Origin of the sequence: Slackia piriformis YIT 12062 (assembly GCF_000296445.1) — a bacterium.
Taxonomy (GTDB): Bacteria; Actinomycetota; Coriobacteriia; order Coriobacteriales; family Eggerthellaceae; genus Slackia; species Slackia piriformis.
Window position 1 is genome coordinate 442,151 of record NZ_JH815198.1, and the last position, 18,722, is coordinate 460,872.

18 protein-coding genes are annotated in these 18,722 nt (G+C 58.8%); 17 read left to right on the forward strand and 1 reads right to left on the reverse strand.

All coding sequences use genetic code 11. The annotated features are described in order from the left end of the window. Nucleotides 1-300: 300 nt before the first annotated feature. The 16 genes from HMPREF9451_RS01975 (at nt 301) to HMPREF9451_RS02050 (ending at nt 16,188) form a co-directional block, all read left to right on the forward strand. Complete coding sequence (locus HMPREF9451_RS01975) at nt 301-780, forward strand: universal stress protein (protein ID WP_040625957.1); 480 nt, start codon at nt 301-303, stop codon at nt 778-780. A gap of 500 nt (nt 781-1,280) precedes the next feature. Beyond that, the gene (gene rpsL, locus HMPREF9451_RS01980) at nt 1,281-1,652 is read left to right on the forward strand and encodes a 30S ribosomal protein S12 (RefSeq protein WP_009138622.1); all 372 of its coding nucleotides are present in this window, start codon (nt 1,281-1,283) and stop codon (nt 1,650-1,652) included. A gap of 82 nt (nt 1,653-1,734) precedes the next feature. Further along, on the forward strand, nt 1,735-2,205 hold the full coding sequence (rpsG, locus tag HMPREF9451_RS01985) for a 30S ribosomal protein S7 (RefSeq protein WP_009138623.1): 471 nt from the start codon (nt 1,735-1,737) through the stop codon (nt 2,203-2,205). Between the two features lie 17 nt (nt 2,206-2,222). Continuing rightward, nucleotides 2,223-4,328: an elongation factor G gene (gene fusA, locus HMPREF9451_RS01990; RefSeq protein ID WP_009138624.1), complete on the forward strand. Its 2,106-nt coding sequence runs from the start codon at nt 2,223-2,225 to the stop codon at nt 4,326-4,328. Nucleotides 4,329-4,353: 25 nt separating this feature from the next. After that, nucleotides 4,354-4,668 carry a 30S ribosomal protein S10 gene (rpsJ, locus tag HMPREF9451_RS01995; RefSeq protein WP_425303982.1) on the forward strand — a complete coding sequence of 105 codons (315 nt, stop codon included), beginning with the start codon at nt 4,354-4,356 and terminating at the stop codon, nt 4,666-4,668. A 15-nt stretch (nt 4,669-4,683) separates the two neighbouring features. Next, the gene (gene rplC / locus HMPREF9451_RS02000) at nt 4,684-5,319 is read left to right on the forward strand and encodes a 50S ribosomal protein L3 (protein WP_009138626.1); all 636 of its coding nucleotides are present in this window, start codon (nt 4,684-4,686) and stop codon (nt 5,317-5,319) included. Nucleotides 5,320-5,347: 28 nt separating this feature from the next. Next, on the forward strand, nt 5,348-5,971 hold the full coding sequence (gene rplD / locus HMPREF9451_RS02005; protein WP_009138627.1) for a 50S ribosomal protein L4: 624 nt from the start codon (nt 5,348-5,350) through the stop codon (nt 5,969-5,971). After that, nucleotides 5,971-6,252 carry a 50S ribosomal protein L23 gene (rplW, locus tag HMPREF9451_RS02010; protein ID WP_009138628.1) on the forward strand — a complete coding sequence of 94 codons (282 nt, stop codon included), beginning with the start codon at nt 5,971-5,973 and terminating at the stop codon, nt 6,250-6,252. The genes rplD and rplW overlap by 1 nt, the downstream gene beginning before the upstream one ends. A 474-nt stretch (nt 6,253-6,726) precedes the next feature. Further along, nucleotides 6,727-8,316, forward strand: a complete 1,590-nt coding sequence (locus HMPREF9451_RS02015) for an ABC transporter substrate-binding protein (protein ID WP_009138629.1) — start codon at nt 6,727-6,729, stop codon at nt 8,314-8,316. Between the two features lie 199 nt (nt 8,317-8,515). Then, the gene (locus HMPREF9451_RS02020; protein ID WP_009138630.1) at nt 8,516-9,436 is read left to right on the forward strand and encodes an SGNH/GDSL hydrolase family protein; all 921 of its coding nucleotides are present in this window, start codon (nt 8,516-8,518) and stop codon (nt 9,434-9,436) included. Between the two features lie 213 nt (nt 9,437-9,649). Then, a complete protein-coding gene (locus HMPREF9451_RS02025) occupies nt 9,650-10,606 on the forward strand; it encodes an ABC transporter permease (protein ID WP_009138631.1) in 957 nt (318 codons plus the stop codon). 4 nt (nt 10,607-10,610) lie between these two features. Further along, nucleotides 10,611-12,629, forward strand: a complete 2,019-nt coding sequence (locus tag HMPREF9451_RS02030) for a dipeptide/oligopeptide/nickel ABC transporter permease/ATP-binding protein (protein WP_009138632.1) — start codon at nt 10,611-10,613, stop codon at nt 12,627-12,629. Next, nucleotides 12,629-13,462, forward strand: coding sequence for an ABC transporter ATP-binding protein (locus HMPREF9451_RS02035; RefSeq protein WP_009138633.1), 834 nt, complete (start codon nt 12,629-12,631; stop codon nt 13,460-13,462). The genes HMPREF9451_RS02030 and HMPREF9451_RS02035 overlap by 1 nt, the downstream gene beginning before the upstream one ends. Before the next feature lie 154 nt (nt 13,463-13,616). Further along, nucleotides 13,617-14,537 (forward strand): dihydrodipicolinate synthase family protein, encoded by a 921-nt coding sequence (locus tag HMPREF9451_RS02040; protein WP_009138634.1) that lies wholly within the window; start codon nt 13,617-13,619, stop codon nt 14,535-14,537. A gap of 4 nt (nt 14,538-14,541) precedes the next feature. Beyond that, entirely contained in the window at nt 14,542-15,516 is a 975-nt protein-coding gene (locus HMPREF9451_RS02045) for an ROK family protein (RefSeq protein WP_051000949.1), read from the forward strand. A gap of 3 nt (nt 15,517-15,519) precedes the next feature. Further along, the gene (locus tag HMPREF9451_RS02050) at nt 15,520-16,188 is read left to right on the forward strand and encodes an N-acetylmannosamine-6-phosphate 2-epimerase (protein WP_009138636.1); all 669 of its coding nucleotides are present in this window, start codon (nt 15,520-15,522) and stop codon (nt 16,186-16,188) included. Nucleotides 16,189-16,268: 80 nt separating this feature from the next. On the opposite strand, the gene HMPREF9451_RS09935 is transcribed toward HMPREF9451_RS02050, so the two are convergent. Further along, on the reverse strand, nt 16,269-17,600 hold the full coding sequence (locus HMPREF9451_RS09935; protein WP_009138637.1) for a GNAT family N-acetyltransferase: 1,332 nt from the start codon (nt 17,598-17,600) through the stop codon (nt 16,269-16,271). A 231-nt stretch (nt 17,601-17,831) separates the two neighbouring features. Between HMPREF9451_RS09935 and HMPREF9451_RS02060 the strand changes: the two genes are divergently transcribed. Then, entirely contained in the window at nt 17,832-18,722 is an 891-nt protein-coding gene (locus HMPREF9451_RS02060; protein ID WP_009138638.1) for a fumarate hydratase, read from the forward strand.

Here is an 18,722-nt window from a genome sequence, read left to right on the forward strand (position 1 = left end):
ACAACGAGCGTCATGCCAATAACGAAGAGGCTGCGACGAATGGTCGCAGCCTTTTTTGTCTGTTTCCCGATGCAGTGGTCGCGTGCGATTTCGAGCCTGCGGTCAAAGAGGGGGAGTGCTGCATCCATTGGCGCGAAAATCGTCCAGATCAACGTTGGCTATGACGACGTAGTTGCTTTTCGCCCTTACGGCCAATGCCGCAAAGGAGCCATTCAGCGCCGTTGCGGCATTGGTCGTAAACCGAACGAGGTACCTGGTAGAATGAAGGCGTACAAGGGAGGATTGTTGAAAGGGGCTCCTATGAAGTACAGTAGTATTCTTGTTCCGTACGATCATTCCGAATCGGCGAAACACGCTATGTTCACGGCGCTTGAGTTTGCGGCCGAAAACCCCGAGGCACGTGTCACGGCGTTTTTCGCGTCGCCTGTTCCTGAGTTCGAATCGACTCAGTTCCTTGCGGCCGAGACGGTTTCAGGAGTGCGCCGCGTTTCTCCCGAGGAGTTGGCTGGCATGCAGCAGGATTATCTTGATTATGAGCGCGGGTCCCTTAAGAAGAGTCTGGTCAAAGAGTTCGGCGAGCCTCTTATCGACAATGCCAGGTTCGACATCGCCGTCGGTCAAGGCAAGCCCAGCAAAGCTATTCTCGATTTCGCGAGGGATAACGGCGTCGATCTCATCATCATGGGCTGTCGTGGTCTGAACGCCGTCGCCGGCATGCTCGGGTCTGTGAGCTATGCGGTTTTGCGCAATGCGGAATGCCCCGTCCTGATCGAGAAGTAGCGGGTCTTTTCCGGGATTTGCGCGTGCATCGCTCAACGGGTTTAGATGTAAAACGGCCCGCCGGTTTCGCGGGGTTTCTCTGGATGCAGCTATGTCAGAGGAGCTCTTCGCGAAGCCGGCGGGGTTTTTGTTGCAGGTAGCTCATACGTACCGCATATGAAGAATATCTTTGCAAGTTTTTTCGTGAAAATAGCAGTCTCATATATGCAAATCGCTAGACAAGTGACATGTGACCAGGTGTTTCGATTAATATGAAGTCTAGATACACCCGGACGCGTGGCGTTTGACACCCTATGCGTGCGATGCTAAAGTTCCAACCTGCGTCTGAAAGGACGCATATGCTTTCGTGTGCGTATGCTGCGTGACCGAAGGCAGGATGACCGCGAATCCGCTGTTCCAGGGTTGAGCAATGAGCAGGGGAGGCGCGCAAATCCGAGGAAAGGGCCAACCTCGTCAAAACAGGCTCGTGAATCCGTCAGGTAAGATTAAAGGAGAAGAACTTGCCTACTATTAACCAGCTGGTCCGCAAGGGCCGCGCCAAGACGGTCGATAAGAAGAAGACCCCGGCGCTCAAGGGCAACCCCCAGAAGCGTGGCGTGTGCACCCGCGTGTACACCACCACCCCGAAAAAGCCGAACTCCGCACTGCGTAAGGTCGCTCGTGTCCGTTTGGTCAACGGCATGGAAGTTACCGCGTACATCCCGGGTATCGGCCACAACCTCCAGGAGCACTCCATGGTGCTCATCCGCGGCGGTCGTGTTAAGGACCTCCCCGGTGTTCGCTACAAGATCATCCGTGCGGCTCTCGACTGCGCAGCAGTCAACAACCGCATGCAGGCTCGTAGCCGCTACGGCGCAAAGCGCCCCAAATAAGTAGGATTAAGCCGCGCGGGTTCTAGATAAACCTAATGGGCAAACGCCCCGAAGCGCGCACAGAACATGAAGGAGCATTATTATGCCGCGTCGTGCAGCAGCAGTCCGTCGTGAAGTTCAGCCGGACGCCGTGTACAACAACCGTTTGGTCACGCAGCTGATCAACAAAGTCCTCCTCGATGGCAAGAAGTCCATCGCAGAAGGCATCGTCTACGGTGCATTTGACATCGTTGCCGCGAAGACCGAGCAGGACGCCCTGTCCGTCTTCAAGAAGGCCATGGACAACGTTCGCCCCACGCTCGAGGTCAAGCCGAAGCGTGTCGGCGGCGCAACCTACCAGGTCCCGATGGAAGTCAACCCCCGTCGTGCCACCACGCTCGCCATCCGTTGGATCGTCGACTTCTCCCGCAAGCGCAAAGAGCACACCATGGCTCAGCGTCTTGCTGCCGAAATCATGGATGCCGCCGAGAACACTGGTGCTTCTGTCAAGAAGCGTGAGGACCTCTACAAGATGGCCGAGTCCAACCGTGCGTTCTCGCACTATCGCTGGTAGGGAAGGGATTTACTACCATGGCTAAATCCAACGCTTTGCAGAATACGCGTAACATCGGCATTATGGCCCACATTGACGCGGGCAAAACCACCACGACCGAGCGTATTCTCTACTACACGGGTAAAACCCATAAGATCGGTGAGGTTCATGAGGGCGCTGCCACCATGGACTGGATGGTTCAGGAGCAGGAGCGCGGTGTAACCATCACCTCCGCTGCTACCACGTGCTTCTGGAAGAAGGACGATGTCGAGTACCGCCTCCAGATCATCGACACCCCGGGCCACGTCGACTTCACCGCTGAGGTCGAGCGTTCCCTTCGCGTTCTCGACGGTGCTGTCGCAGTCTTCGACGCAGTCGCAGGCGTTCAGCCCCAGTCCGAGACCGTTTGGCGTCAGGCAAGCCGCTACGGCGTTCCCCGTATCGCCTACATCAACAAGTACGACCGCGTCGGTGCCGACTTCTTCCATGCAATCGACACCATGAAAGAGCGCCTCGGTGCTCCCGCGATCGCCGCTCAGATGCCCATGGGCGCTGAGGACAACTTCTGGGGTCTCATCGACCTCGTCGACATGACCGCATGGGACTTCAAGGCTGACGAGAAGGGCATGACCTATCCCGAGCAGCTCCCCGAGATCCCCGCTGAGTTTGCCGAAGAGGCCGCTTTGCGCCATCAGGAACTCCTCGACGCCGCTGCTGACTGCGACGACGACCTCATGGAGAAGGTCCTCATGGACGAAGAGGTTACCGTCGACGAGATCAAGGCCGCTCTGCGTAAGGGCACTATCGCCTGCAAGATTCATCCTGTCTTCGTCGGTTCTTCCTACAAGAACAAGGGTGTTCAGGAGCTTCTCGACGCTGTCGTCGACTACATGCCCGCTCCGACGGACGTTGCTGCCATCAAGGGCATCAACCCCAACACCAACGAGGAAGAAGAGCGTCCGAGCGATCCCAAGGCTCCGTTTGCCGCTCTCGCCTTCAAGATCATGACCGACCCCTTCGTCGGCAAGCTGACCTACCTGCGTGTGTACTCTGGCACCTTGGAGTCCGGCTCCTACGTCAGCAATGCTTGCAAGGACAAGAAAGAGCGCATCGGTCGTCTGCTGCAGATGCACTCCAACAACCGTATCGACATCGACGTCTGCTCCGCTGGCGATATCGTTGCCGTCGTTGGCCTGAAGGACACCTCTACGGGTGACACCCTCTGCGACGAGAGCGCACCGATTATCCTCGAGTCCATGGAATTCGCCGATCCGGTTATCGACATCGCTGTCGAGCCCAAGACCAAGGCTGAGCAGGACAAGATGAGCCTTGCTCTTCAGAAGCTCGCCGAAGAGGACCCGACCTTCCGCGTCTCCACCAACCACGAGACCGGCCAGACCATCATCGCCGGCATGGGCGAGCTCCATCTGGAGATCATCGTCGACCGTCTGCTGCGCGAGTTCAAGGTCGAGGCGAACGTCGGCAAGCCGCAGGTTGCCTATCGCGAGCGTCCTGGCAAGGAAGTCATGAACGCCGAGGGCAAGTTCGTCCGCCAGTCCGGCGGTCGCGGCCAGTATGGTCATGCGGTTATCAACATGTATCCGCAGGAAGCTGGCAAGGGCTACGAGTTCGAGAACAAGATTGTCGGCGGTGTTATCCCCAAGGAGTACATCCCCTCGATCGACAAGGGCATCCAGGATGCGCTCGAGCATGGCGTTTTGGCTGGCTATCCCGTCGAGGACGTCCGCGTCGAGCTCGTCGATGGTTCTTACCACGACGTCGACTCTTCGGAAGCGGCGTTCAAGGTTGCCGGTTCTATGGCGATTAAAGAGGCTCTGCGCAAGTCCAGCCCCGTTATCCTCGAGCCGGTCATGGCCGTTGAGGTTGAGACCCCCGAAGACTACGTCGGCTTCGTCATGGGCGACATCCCGTCCCGCCGCGGCCTGATTCAGGGCCAGGAGCAGCGTGGCAACGCCGTATCCATCAGCGCCAAGGTTCCTCTGGGCAACATGTTCGGTTATGCAACCGATCTGCGCAGCGGTACGCAGGGTCGTGCTACCTACACCATGCAGTTCGACTCCTACGAGCCCGTACCCAAGGGTGTTCAAGAGGAAATCATCAGCAAAGCCGGCGGCAACGCTTAAGCCTTGGCTTTAATTCATGGAGGAAATGAAAGTGGCTAATCAGAAGATTCGCATCCGCCTGAAGGGCTATGATCATGAGATCGTGGATCAGTCCACCAAGCTCATCGTCGACACCGCCCAGAAGACCGGTGCTAAGGTTTCCGGACCTATCCCCCTGCCCACCGAGCGCAATCTGTATTGCGTCGTGCGCGGACCCCACGTGAACAAGGATTCTCGTGAGCAGTTCGAGATGCGTACGCATAAGCGCCTGATCGACATCTTGGAGCCGACCCCCAACACGGTTGATTCGCTCATGCGTCTCGACCTTCCTGCGGGCGTCGACATCGAGATCAAGCTGTAAGGAGTGTGTGACAACATGATCAACGCTATCTACGGCAAGAAAATCGGCATGACCCAGCTCTTCGACGAGAACGACCGCGTGGTTCCTGTCACCGTTATCGTTGCCGAGCCTAACAAGGTCTGCCAGGTTAAGACCGCTGCTACCGACGGTTACGAGGCTGTTCAGCTCGGCTTCGGCGCTGTAAAGCAGTACAAGAGCGGCGACTACAAGATCAACAAGCCCATGGCTGGCCATTTTGCCAAGCAGGGCACTGAGCCTACCCGCTATCTGCGTGAGGTCCGCATCGAGAACGCTGGCGAGTACAAGGTTGGCGATCTTCAGACCGTCGAGGCATTCGCCGAGGTCAAGAAGGTCGACGTTACCGGTATCTCCAAAGGTAAGGGCTTCCAGGGCGTTATCAAGCGTCACGGCTTTGGTGGCGGCCCCGGCGGACACGGTGCACACTTCCATCGTGCTCCCGGCTCCATCGGTCAGTGCGCAACTCCGTCTCGCGTCTTCAAGGGCGTTCGCATGCCGGGCCATATGGGCTGCGACACTGTGACCGTCAAGAACCTTGAGGTCGTGCGCATCGACGCCGAGCAGAACCTGATTCTTGTCAAGGGTTCTGTGCCGGGCGGCAAGAACGGCATCGTCCGCGTTCGCATGGCTTAAGACCTACTTGTTATAGGAGATCACCATAATGGCAAAGATTGAAATCAAAGATGCCAGCGGCAAGAAGGTCAATGAGGCCAACTTGAACGCCGCTGTGTTCGGCATCGAGCCGAACGTGCATGTGATGCACACGGTCGTTCGTGCCTATCGCGCTGCCATGCGTCAGGGCACTCACGACACCAAGACCCGCGGCGAAGTCCGCGGCGGCGGCAAGAAGCCGTGGCGCCAGAAGGGCACCGGCCGTGCTCGTCAGGGTACGATTCGTGCTCCTCATTGGGTCGGCGGCGGCACCGTCTTCGGTCCGCATCCCCGCAGCTATGCCTTCCGCGTGAATCGCAAAGAGGTCAAGCTCGCTATGCGTTCCGCTCTGTCCGCCAAGCTCGCCGACGAGCAGCTGATCGTGGTCGACGGCTTCAACTTCGAGAAGCCCTCCACCAAGCAGGCTGCTGCGGCTCTGAAGGCACTGGGTTGCGATCGTCGTACCACCATCGTTGTGGCGGACGACGACGTGAACACCTACCTGTCTTTCCGCAACATCGAGCGCGTCAACATCATTCCTGTCTCCGAGGCCAACACCATGGAGCTCGTTGACAACAAGGTTCTGGTTCTGACCGCTGCCGCTCTGGAACGCCTTGAGGAGGTGCTCGCATAATGAAGGATCCCCGCGAGGTTATCATTCGCCCGGTTATCACCGAGCATAGCTATGACATGATGGCTAAGAACACCTTTACGTTCGAGGTGGCCAAAGACGCCAACAAGATCGAGATCGCCCAGGCTGTTGAGGCAATCTTCGATGTCAAGGTCGTCAAGGTGAACACCCTCATCGTTAAGCCGAAGCCTAAGCGCGTGCGCTACCAGCTTGGTCACACTCGCTCCTGGAAGAAGGCCATGGTCACCCTCAAAGAGGGCGACACCATCGAGCTCTTCGGCTAAGCGTCACCACGCTGCCATGGCGGAAGAGCGTACGCTCTTCCGCCTTCTAAGCCCTGAGGCAATCAGCCTCAGGGCTTTTCTTTTACTTCGTATCAGAGGAGGGGGGCGTGTTTTCTTGGCAAAGCGCGGTGCGTTTCGCCATCATCTAAGGCACTGGATGACGATGTCTTTCGATAATGCCTGGTCGTTCATCCTGCAAAACACGCCGCTAACCGTAAATACGGGTAGAAAATGTTACAAAAACTTAACCGAGGAGAATCGCTCGTGTGATTCGAGGTATTCTAGTACGACATGAAAAAATGAATCATGCACTCATATCGGTACCGTTTTTGCTGGCATATGTGCCGCTCACCGTAGTTGAATGGCGCATATGCTATGGCATTTCATGCGGATCGGTAGAATTCGTTGCCATAGCACTTTTTGCTCGGGCGTGAAACGTGTCGAGCTTAAGAGAAATTGTCGAAAGGGAGGACAATGGAAAACAAGTTTGCTCTTGACCGCCGTACTTTCGTGGCGGGTAGCGCCGTGGCGGCTGCTACGCTTGGTCTCGGTATGTACGGTTGCGGCGGCGGCAGCGAAGAGGCTCCTGCTGACGGCGAGGGCGCAGCTGTCGAAGGCGGCGCTCTGACTGGCGCATGCGCTTACACCAGCACCAACTGCAACCCCATTGGTAACAGCTCTGCTCTTATGCTCGCTGCGACCTGGCATGTCTTCGAAGGCCTCTATGACCTCGACTTGCATACCTACAAAACCTACAACGCTCTTGCTGCCGATGAGCCCGTCAAGGTTTCTGACACCGAGTACGAAGTGACCCTGCGCGAGGGCGCCAAGTTCTCTGACGGCACCGACGTCACCGCTGCCGACGTTGTCAATGCGTTCGAGATGAACATGGCCGACGCCACCTATGGCGCATTCCTCGAGTTCATCGAGTCTGTTGCCGCTAAGGATGACACCACCGTCACCTTCACGCTGAAGTATCCCTTCGAGGCTCTGCTCAAGGGCCGCCTGAGCGTCGTCAAGGTCTTCCCGGCCGCCTCTACCGAGGACGACCTCAAGACCATGCCCATCGGTTCTGGCCCGTGGAAGTACGTCACCATCAACGGCGATGACGGCGGCACCATCGAGTTCGCTCCCAACGAGAATTACAACGGCTCCATGAAGGCTACCGCCGACACCATGTCCTGGAACATCCTGCTCGACGACACCGCTCGTACCACCGCTCTGCAGGAAGCTTCCGTCCAGGTTATGGAGAACGTGCCCGATGCCAACGCCGAGCAGCTTTCCGCAGCCGGCGCAACCGTCGAGTACATCCCTGGCTTCAACCAGCCGTTCTTGATGTTCAACACGAAGAAGGCTCCGTTCGACGACGCTCGCGTCCGTCAGGCGTTCTTCTATGCCATCGACGTGGAGAAGCTCATCTCCAATCAGATGGCCGGCCATGCAGATGTCGTCACCGGCTTCCTGCCCAAGTCTCATGAGAACTACCATGAGGCTTCCGTGGTCTACACCTACGATCCCGAGAAGGCCAAGGCTTTGCTCGCCGAGGCTGGCGTGGAGAACCTCGAGTTCACCATGGTCACCAACAACAACTGGGTTAAGGGCCTTGCCGCTCAGATCCAGAACGACCTTGCTGCCGTCGGCATCACGATGACCAACGCAGAGCAGAAGATCAACTGGTCCGAGTACGCCGCTCCCGAAGACGGTGCAACCCTCGCATACGACGTCATGCTCACCCCGGGCGACCCGACCTGCTTCGGCAATGACCCCGACCTGCTCATGAGCTGGTGGTACGGCGATAACATCTGGACTCAGGGCCGTTCTTGCTGGAAGGGCACCGAAGAGTGGACCCAGCTGCAGGAGCTTATGCAGGAGGCTCGCGAGGCTACTGGTGAGGACCAGCAGAGCCTCTGGAACCAGTGCTTCGACATCCTTGCCGAGCAGGTTCCGCTGTACCCGCTGTTCCACCGCCAGGTTGCCACCGGCTACCAGGAGACCATGATCGAAGGCTTCAAGCCCATCGCAACCACCGGTCTGGTCTTCCTCGGCGCAAGCGCCAAGGCCTAGTTTCTCGCCTTACGCGTCGGGTATTGCACGTTTGTGCTTTACGAAGGCCCGCCCCATTCGTGGGGCGGGCCTTTTCTCTGCGAAGAACGGTTTTTGTCGGCGAGGAGCGTGTGCGTCTGTCCGCTTCGTCGGCGGAAGTCCGATTACACTCGATTGGCGCTTGCACGAGGAGCGCCGCCTCACAAAGAAGGGAGCCGCCATGGGGGCGTCGAACAAGCCGCTTTTTTCCATCATGGGTGATTCCATAAGCACGTATGCCGGATGCAACCCCGAAGGCTACGATGTGTTTTACGAAGGGGAGCGCAAGGCGGCTACGGGCGTGTGCAGCGTATCCGATACGTGGTGGGCGCGCATAATCGATCTTCTTGGCGGTCGGCTTCTTTCGAACGCTTCGTTTTCCGGGAGCATGGTCGAAGGAGCGGGCTTTCCTGCGGGGGACAGCCAGGAGCGCGTCGAGGCGTTGGGCGGCAATGGTCTTGCCCCCGATACAATCGTGGTGTTCATGGGAATCAATGACTACGGATGGGGAGGAGCAAAAGCCCAGGCTGCCGCTGGTGCACGGGCGGTTCCCGCGCAATCACGCAGGGAAGAGTCCGAGCGTCGCGTTGCCGGACGTGCAGAGAAAGGGGCTATCGAGGGCTTCGCGAAGGCGTATTCTTCTATGCTTTCGCGTATTCGCGAACGCTATCCCGAGGCCGACGTCTGGTGTTGCACGCTTTGTCCTGGGCGCGTTGCGGGGAAAAACGTCCCGACGTTTGCATGGAAACTTCGGGGTGTGCCGCTCGAGTCGTATAACGATGCCATCCGATCGGCTGCCGCGGAGCACGGATGCGCCCTGGTCGATTTCGCCGCATACGGTCTTGATTACGATGCGATAGACGGCACCCATCCTACGAAGGCGGGTATGAAGCAGCTCGCCGCGATGGCTGTCGGCTCTATGGCGTCCCAGCGCGGATTTGCCTCGCGCGAGGCGGCATTGCTCGAGGATGCTTACAAAGGCTTCTCCCTGCGTTCGCGCAATTGGTGCGAGAAAAATGACTGCATAGACTGCGCTTATGCCAAGGCCACAGGAAACGCATGGTATCTCGTGTGCGAGAACGAAGAGGGGAGCGGCTTCTAGGAGACCGGGTAAAAGAGTTAGGTCGACGGGGCGTTCTCGAACCTGTGGAAATAGCCTGTTCACGCTTGCATCTTTATCAAATTTTTTGAACTTTTAACAACTTCGTATAAAATAATTCGGTTACGTATTTTCAAGGTTGCTCGGCCCGCGTTCCTCCGCTCGGACCGAGCTACCTTGGCGCACGGTAAGTCTAACGAAAGAAAGGGGGTCGAGGTGAGCAATTTGCTGCGTCTGATCGGACGGCGCTTGATCGCGCTTCCCATCATGATTATCGGCGTTACTATCCTCGTATTCTTCCTCATGGCTCTTTCGCCCATCGACCAGGCATATTCGGTCTTGGGTGAAAATGCTTCCGAGGCTCAGGTACAGCAGTACCGTGAAGAGCACGGTCTGAACGATCCCGTACTTGTCCAGTATGGCAACTTCATGGTCGGCCTGGTTCAGGGCGACCTTGGCACCTATGGCGCGAACAGCGCTTCGGTTGCCGATCGTATTGCATCCGCTTTGCCCGTCACGCTTCAGCTGACGTTTATGGGCCTTATTATCGCGGTCGTGCTTGCGGTCATCCTGGGCGTGATTTCCGCACTGTATCGAGATCGATGGCCCGACCAGGTCATCCGCATCTTCTCCATTGCGTTTATCGCCACGCCTTCCTTCTGGTTGGCCGTCTTGTTGATCCTGCTGTTCTCCTCCATGCTGCAGCTTCTGCCTGCTTCGGGCCCGCTGCCGTCTTTCACCTCCGATCCCGGCGGATGGATGGCTCGTATGGCCATGCCCGCGTTCGCTCTCGCCGTTCCCGTTATCGGTCAGCTTACGCGCGTTATCCGTACCTCTATGGTCGAGGAGCTTGACAAAGACTACGTTCGCACAGCTCTTGGCGCCGGCATTCCGAAGGGCATTGTCGTCGCGCGCAACGTCTTGCGCAACGCGCTCATCACGCCGGTTACCGTTTTGGGTCTTCGTATCGGATACCTGATCGGCGGCGCCGTCGTTATCGAGGTCATCTTCAACCTTCCCGGCATGGGCATGGCCATCATCTCCGGCATCCAGTCCAACTACACCATGCTGGTGCAGGGTGTAGTTCTGTGCGTGGCCTTTACGTTCATCATCATCAACATCATCGTGGATATGCTCTATATCCTGATCGATCCGCGAATCAGGACGGTGTAGCGGTATGGCTCAACTTAGGAAAAACCTCACGGAGAAAATGGAATCGAACCCGGGCAAGGTGCACTTCCGCCGCTGGAAGGCCATGAGCATCGGCGCTCGCATTTCCTTGATTGTCCTTACCCTTATCGTGCTCATCGCGGCGCTTGCGAACTTTATCGCGCCCCACGATCCGTTGGAAATCTTCACGGCTCGTCAGGCTCCCGATGCCGAGTTCATCTTCGGCACCGACGATAAGGGCCGCGACGTCTTGTCCCGCATGATGTACGGCGCACGCTATTCGCTCGTCATCGGCTTGGGCGCGACCGCCTTCGCTTTGGTATGCGGCTCCATTATCGGCGCTCTTGCCGCTGTTTCGCGCAAATGGGTCTCTGAAGTCATCATGCGCGTCCTCGACGTCGTTATGTCCTTTCCCGGCATCGCGCTGGCTGCAACCTTCGTCGTCGTGTTCGGCACCAACATCCCGTCGCTCATCTTCGCGATCGGCTTTTTGTACATTCCCCAGATCGCCCGCATCGTTCGTGCGAACATCGTGAGCGAATACAACCAGGATTACGTCCGTGCCGTCGTGGTTTCCGGCGCCCGCGCTCCCTGGATTTTGATGAAGCATGTCGTGCGCAACTGCATCGCGCCCGTCATGGTCTTCACCATCGTCCTTGTCGCTGACGCCATCGTTTTCGAGGCATCCCTCGCCTTCATCAGCGCGGGCATTCCCGAGCCTACGCCTACGTGGGGCAATATTCTCGCCGACGCGCGCGGCGGCGTTTTGTCCGGTCGCTGGTGGCAGGCGCTGTTCCCGGGTCTTGCCATCATGATTACGGTTTTGTGCCTGAACATTCTTTCCGAGGGCATGACCGACGCCATGGCAGCTGCCCCTAAGGCCGCCATCAAGCCGAGCGATTCCAACCTCAACAGCGACCGCGAGGCTGACAAGCTCGTCGCCAACCCCGTTCTGGCATATGAGGCCCAGGCCGAGTCTTTGGCGCAGCGCCTTGCCGCTCTGAAGGAAGTCGAGAACAAGCGCACCGACCGCTTCGAGGCGCACACCGATGCGGAGCCCATCCTCGAGGTCAAGAACCTCTGCATCAAGTTCCCGCGCCACGGAGACGTCAACGTCGTCGACAACGTGAGCTTCAAGGTCCGCCCCCATCAGACCATGGGCCTGGTCGGCGAGTCCGGCTGCGGCAAGTCCATCACGTCGCTGACCATCATGGGCCTGCTCGACCCCAAGGCCGAGGTTTCCGGCGAGATCATCTACGACGGCAAGAACCTGCTCTCCATGACGGAGAAGGAGAAGAACACGCTGCGCGGCCGCGAGATCGCCATGATCTATCAGGACGCTTTGTCTTCCCTGAACCCGTCCATGCTCATCCGCGCTCAGATGAAACAGCTCACCAAGCGCGGCGGCACCCGCACCGCAGAGGAACTCCTCGAGCTTGTAGGCCTCGATCCGAAGCGCACGCTCGACTCCTATCCTCATGAGCTTTCCGGCGGTCAGCGCCAGCGTGTTTTGATCGCTATGGCTCTCACGCGCGACCCGAAGGTCATCATCGCCGACGAGCCCACCACCGCTCTCGACGTGACCGTTCAGAAGCAGGTCGTCGACTTGCTGAACAAGCTGCAGGCCGAGCTCGGCTTCGCCATGGTCTTCGTCAGCCACGACTTGGCTCTGGTTGCCGAGGTTGCGAACTCCATCACCGTCATGTACGCCGGCCAGATCGTGGAACAGGGTTCGGTTCACGACATCCTGACCAATCCCATCCACGAGTACACGCGCGGCCTGCTCGGTTCCGTTCTGTCCATCGAAGCGGGCAGCGGACGTTTGCATCAGGTTCCGGGATCGGTTCCCAGCCCCGCAGACTTCCCGAAGGGCGACCGCTTCACCCCGCGTTCCAGCCATCCCGATGCCGTTTCGGACGTTCGTCCGATTCTCAAGAAGGACGGCGATTCGAATCACTGGTACGCCGAGCTGCCTGACGAAGAGATGGCGCGTCTCGGCCTGAAGCCGTATGGAGGTGAGCAGTAATGACCGAAACCAAAGCAGCGGCAGGCGAGCAGACCCCCATCATCTTCCTGGACGATATCCACGTTGTTTTCAAGACCCGTACCGGTTCCATTCTGCATCCGAACAAGGTGCATGCCGTCAACGGGCTCACGCTGAAGCTCATGCCCGGCGAGACCATCGGCATCGTAGGCGAATCCGGCTGCGGCAAGTCCACGACGGCGAACGTCATGTGCGGCCTGCAGGCACCGACCTCCGGTCACGTGTATTTCAAGGGCATCGACGTGACCAAGCGCACCGCCGATCAGCGCAAGACCATCGGCCGCGTCATCTCCGTTGTCTTCCAGGACCCTGCGACGGCGCTTAACGCGCGCATGTCCGTTCATGACCAGCTTATGGACCCCATGAACGTTCACAAGGTCGGCACGAAGCAGGAGCGCGAGGCTCGCGTGAAGGAGCTGATTGAGATGGTCGGTCTGCCCAACTCCGTGTTGGGCGCGCTTCCCGGGCAGCTTTCCGGCGGTCAGCGCCAGCGCGTTGCAATCGCCCGCGCTCTTTCCCTGAAGCCCGACGCGATCATCGCTGATGAGCCCACCAGCGCCCTTGACGTTTCGGTTCGTGCGCAGATCCTCAATCTGCTGTCCGACCTGAAGAAGGAGCTCGGTCTGTCCATGGTGTTCATCAGCCACGACATCCAGACCGTGCGCTATATTTCCGATCGCATCATCGTTATGAACGGTGGCCAGGCGGTCGAACAGGGCAAGGCGTCCGAGGTTTTCGAGAACCCCAAAGACGACTACACCCGTCTGCTTCTCGGTGCGGCTCCCTCGCTGCTCCATCCCGATCTTGGCAAATAGCCCTGTATCGTCTCGCTTCGAAGCTTTCGAACGAATCAAGGCCCGCTTTCCAGCGGGCCTTTTTATGCGACCTTTTCGAGCGTTCTTGACGATAGGGGTAGGGGGGCATATAGTCTTGCTGTTTATGGAAACCGAAGAGTAGAGGTAATCACTCATGACAGACATCAACTTCCACGGTGTTATCCCCCCGGTTGTCATTCCGCTGACCGAGGAGCGCACGCTTGACCTCGAGGCGCTCGAGCGCTCCATCAACCGCATGATCGATGCGGGCGTCGACGGCCTGTTCTTCCTGGGCTCCAGTGGTGAGGTTGCATTTTTGACCGATGCTCAGCGTTATCACGTGCTGCAGGAGGCCGTCGCCATGGTTCATGGCCGCGTTCCTGTTCTCGCGGGCATCATCGACATGGAAACCCTGCGTGTCGTCGACCAGGCGAAGCGTGCGACGGGCTACGGTGTTGACGCGCTCGTTGCTACCGCTCCGTTCTACGCGCTTGGCGGCCCGAAGGAGACCGAGCGTCATTTCCGTGCCATTCGCGAGCATACCGACCTGCCTCTGTTCGCATATGACCTTCCGGTCTGCGTTCATACGAAGCTTGATCCCACGATGCTCGTGCGCCTGGGCACCGACGGCGTCATCCAGGGCGTTAAGGACTCCTCCGGCGATGACGTCTCCTTCCGCTGGCTCTGCCTTGAAAACGAGGACGCCGGCCATCCGCTGCAGATTTTCACCGGCCACGAGGTCGTCGTCGACGGCGCCTACATGTGCGGTGCGGACGGCTCCGTTCCCGGCCTTGCGAACATCGACCCTCACAGCTATGTCGAGCAGTGGCGTGCCTATCAGGCGGGCGATTGGGATAAGGTCCGCGAAATCCAGGACCACCTTGCGCGCCTGATGTTCGTTACCCGCGTCGTCAAGGCCACGGTCGGCTTCGGCGCAGGCGTCGGCGCGTTCAAGACTGCTCTGTGGCAGATGGGCGTGTTCAACACGAACCAGATGCGCGAGCCTGTCCAGAAGCTCGAGGGCGAGGATGTCGAGGCTATTCGTCGCGTTCTTGAGCGCGAGGGCATGCTGTAAGCCTATGGACCTCGGAGCGAAAACATCATCTTTCGCCTCATGTGCCACCGCGAATGACTATCCATTCGCGGTGGTTTCTGTTGATGTGGGCGGAACGAAAATAGCCTGTGCACTCATGCGCTATGAATCGGCGGACGCTGCGCCGCAGGACGTATGGAATAAATCCGTGCCCACCGAGGCGTCTCGCGGCGGCGCGGCGGTGCTCGAGAGCATTGTCGGCGTTGCGGCGGCGGCTACGGAGGCTTCCGCCCGTCTGGGCCTGAAGGTCTTAGGTATCGGTGTCGGCACGGCGGGCAGGGTCGATGCGAAGACCGGATCTATCGCCTACGCCAATGAAATCATGCCCGGCTGGACCGGGCAGCCGGTGGCGCAGCGTCTGCGTGACGCTTTCGGGCTCCCCGTGGCCGTGCTTGGCGACGTTCAGGCCCATGCGCTCGGCGAGGCTCGCTGGGGCGCGGCGCACGGCGCGCAGACGTGTATTGTCATGGCTCCGGGCACAGGGCTTGGCGGCGGCATTATTGTCAACGGGCGAATCGTGCGAGGCTGTCACGGTTTCGCGGGCGAGATCGGAGCGACGCCGAATACGTTGCGTGCAGGGGACGGAAACCTCGAATCGGTTGCATCGGGGAGCGGAATCGAGGCCCGTTATCGTGCCCTGACGGGGCGCTCCTTGAGCGGCGCGGACATTTCTTCTCGTGCAAACGACGGTGAAGAAGCCGCCATCGAAGTCATTTCGAACGCAGGCCGGTCTTTGGGCATTGCGCTTGCGGGCTGGGTGAACATGCTCGACCCCGAGATGGCGGTTGTTTCGGGGTCGGTCGTGAAGGCGGGCCCTCTTTGGCGCAATGCGCTGCAGGAGGCTTTTGCCTCGCATGCTCCCGAAGTGCAGTCGAAGCTTCCCATCGTCGATGCCGCTTTGGGCTCCAACGCGCCTTTGGTCGGTGCTGCGGAAAATCTGCTGGACTCCTTGAAAGGGTAGAAGATGCATCCTTTGATCGAACAACTTCGCGGCAAGCTCATTGTGAGCTGCCAGGCGTACATGGGAGAACCTATGCGCCATCCCGAGACCATGGCCCAGATTGCGCGTGCGGCCGAATTGGGCGGCGCAGCCGCTATTCGCTGCCAGGGCCTTTCCGATATCGCGGCCATCAAGGGTCGGGTAGAAATCCCCGTGATCGGCCTGTGGAAAGAAGGTCACGAAGGCGTCTATATCACGCCGTCCGTGCGTCATGCACGCGCCTGCATCGCCGCAGGTTCCGATATCGTAGCCATCGATGCGACGGGTCGTTTGCGTCCCGACGGGTCGACCTTCGAAGACACGGTGGAGGCCGTGCGCGGAGAGACGCTCGTCATGGCCGATTGCGCATGCATGGATGACGTGCATCGTGCTGTTGCCGCGGGCGTGGATATCGTTTCCACCACCATGGCCGGTTATGCGCCCGGCCGCGAGAAGACGGAGGGTCCCGACCTCGATTTCGTGCGCGAAGCAGTGGCCGTCGCCGGCGATACGCCGGTGTTTTGCGAAGGCCGCGTGCATACGCCGGCTCAGGCTCGTGAGGCGCTCGATGCCGGCGCATTCGCCGTGGTCGTGGGAACCGCCATCACTCATCCTACGAGCATTACGGGCTGGTTCTGCAACGCTATGTCGTAGGGCAGATGGGGCTCTAGGGCTTTTGTTCTATAGGATCGGATAAATCGGCCGCAGGCAATTGCGCCTGCGGCCGATTCTGTTTATAGGGAGGCATTTTCTAGAATGAAGAATTCCTCCTGGCTCGGTTGCCATCTTTTTTCGAGAGGATCCAGCGTATCGTCGAAGCGCCGTGCTTCCGTTTCATCGATATCCATGACGGAGCTGTATCGGTAAGTCCAGTCTTTCGTTTCGAGGGCTCCCTTGACGAGCTCTTTGACCAATAGTGCCGCGGGGAAGCTCCCGTCTTCCATGTGCACGTTGTGTTTCTTGCAGCTGACGAACCCGCTGCTGACGTAGTTTGCGGGGTTTCCCAGGATGACGATCGTGTCGTACCCAAGTTCACGCGCTCGTTCGAACGAACGCTCCATCAGCGCTTTTCCATATCCTTTTCGTTGATGATGCGGGTGTATTGCGATCGGTCCAAAGGTGAGGATGTTTTTCACTTTTCCCGATTCGTCGGTCAGCGTCGCTTTCGTATACATGATGCTTCCGACGATCACGCCGTCCTTTTCAGCGACGAGGTCGAGCTCGGGAAGAAAATCCTCGTGGGAGCGCATGAGCCGCACGAGGTAGTGTTCGAAGCATCCGGGAACGTAATGGTTGTTGAAGGCCTCGCGAATCAGCTTTTCAACCTGCTCGCGGTCGGTTTCGCGTTCTTCGCGGACGATGAGCGCCTGGGGGCTTTCCGCGTATGTCGCCATGATGCGCTCTGACCACGAGATAATCATGTCGCAGAGCGTGTCGACGGAATATGTCCGAAGAGCTTCCTCATCGCATCCGATGCGCAAAATGTCCGCCTCTTCGTTCCAGCCTCGGCTTTCGAGGATGTGTTCGAGCTCGGCACGGGAGTGCGGGTAGTTTGACCCTTGCGCGAAGCAATGGGCCTGCATGGCGAAGACCGCGTTCTTGAAAAGCGCCTTCGTCGCATCGTGGTTCTGATCGGGGTTTTGCATCGAGTCGAACGCGCAAAGGTGGCAGGCGGCGTGATAGAGGCCCGCTGCGCCGATCGCGGCAGCCTGACATGCCTCGCTTTTCGTCGGCGCTTCGACGATATCGAGAAGCGATCCATGCAACGCTTTCGTGTCGCTGACGAACCAGAACAGCTCGTGGCGCGGCCATGCGGCCAGGGCTGCTCGGCTGCCGACGAATCCGCATGCGAGGTCGCTTCGCTCCATTGTCGCTACGATTTCGCGATATTGTCTGATTATGCTTGCGTCAAGCATATCGAATATGGCGACGAAGTCGATATCGCTCTCATTGCGGGCTTCGCCTCGTGCGCGGCTTCCCTGCATTCCCGCAAACACGAGATGGTCGCCGAAGTGCGCTTGGAGTTTTTCCAGGAGCGTTTCGCTCCACTGTTCGGTATCTATCATGGGGTTTTCGCCTTTCTTATATGCCATGGCACACGTCGGTTTTTCGGAAGGGAAACGCCTGCCTGGGATTTCCCTGTTTGACCACGGCGTCGCATCTTTCGGTCGAGTACAGGGGCTGTATAGTATATCTGACGCTTGCGATTGCTTCGTCTCGGTCTCGTGATGCGAAAACCGTTCGGTTTTCGCAAGGGGCGGCGTTTGCATGCGGCAAGCGGGTTATACTATTGCGCTATGGATACTTTCGAAATCATCACCAAAGAAGATGTTGCCCGCGTAGTGTACGAGGCCATTCCCCGGATAGCGTGCGAACTGCCGAATGACGTGCTCGCGGCCCTCGAAGCGGCCCGTACGGCCGAGGGCGACACCCGTGGCACCATCGTGCTCGACCATCTGCTTCAAAACGCCGATATCGCGCGACGCGATCGCGTGCCCATATGCCAGGACACAGGCACGGTATGGGTCTGCCTCGAGGTCGGTCCCGACGTGGCGGTGCCAGGCGACGTGTTCGCCGACGTCGACGAGGCCGTTGCCCGGGCGTATACGGAGGCGCGTTTGCGCAAAAGCGTGGTACGTGATGCGCTGTTCGACCGCGCCAACACCGGCGATAACACGCCCGCATTCACCGACATTCATTTCGTGGACACCCCTGGCGCTCGCGTGCATGTTCTGCTGAAAGGCGGCGGTTCCGATAATGCTTCGCGCGTGGTCATGCTTACGCCCGGTTCGGGGCGGGAGGGCGTCGTGCGCGAGATTATGGAATGCGTGCGCGCGAAGGCGGCGAATGCTTGTCCGCCGCTTGTGATCGGTGTGGGCGTGGGCTCGACGTTCGACAAAGTGGCGTCTTTGGCCAAAACGGCTCTTCTACGTCCTGTGGGTAAGCGCTCAGGCGACGACCGCATTGCAGCGTTCGAAGAAGAACTGCTCGATATGGTGAATGCCACGGGCATGGGTCCTGGGGCGCTCGGCGGTAAGACGCTTGCCCTCGATGTCCATGTCGAAACTGCTCCCTGCCATATCGCCGCATTGCCTCTTGCCATCAACATGGGCTGCTCGGCCATGAGGCGTGCGACGGTGGAGCTTACGTGCGAGCCTTTGGCATTTCGCGCGCAGGGAGGGAAGTGA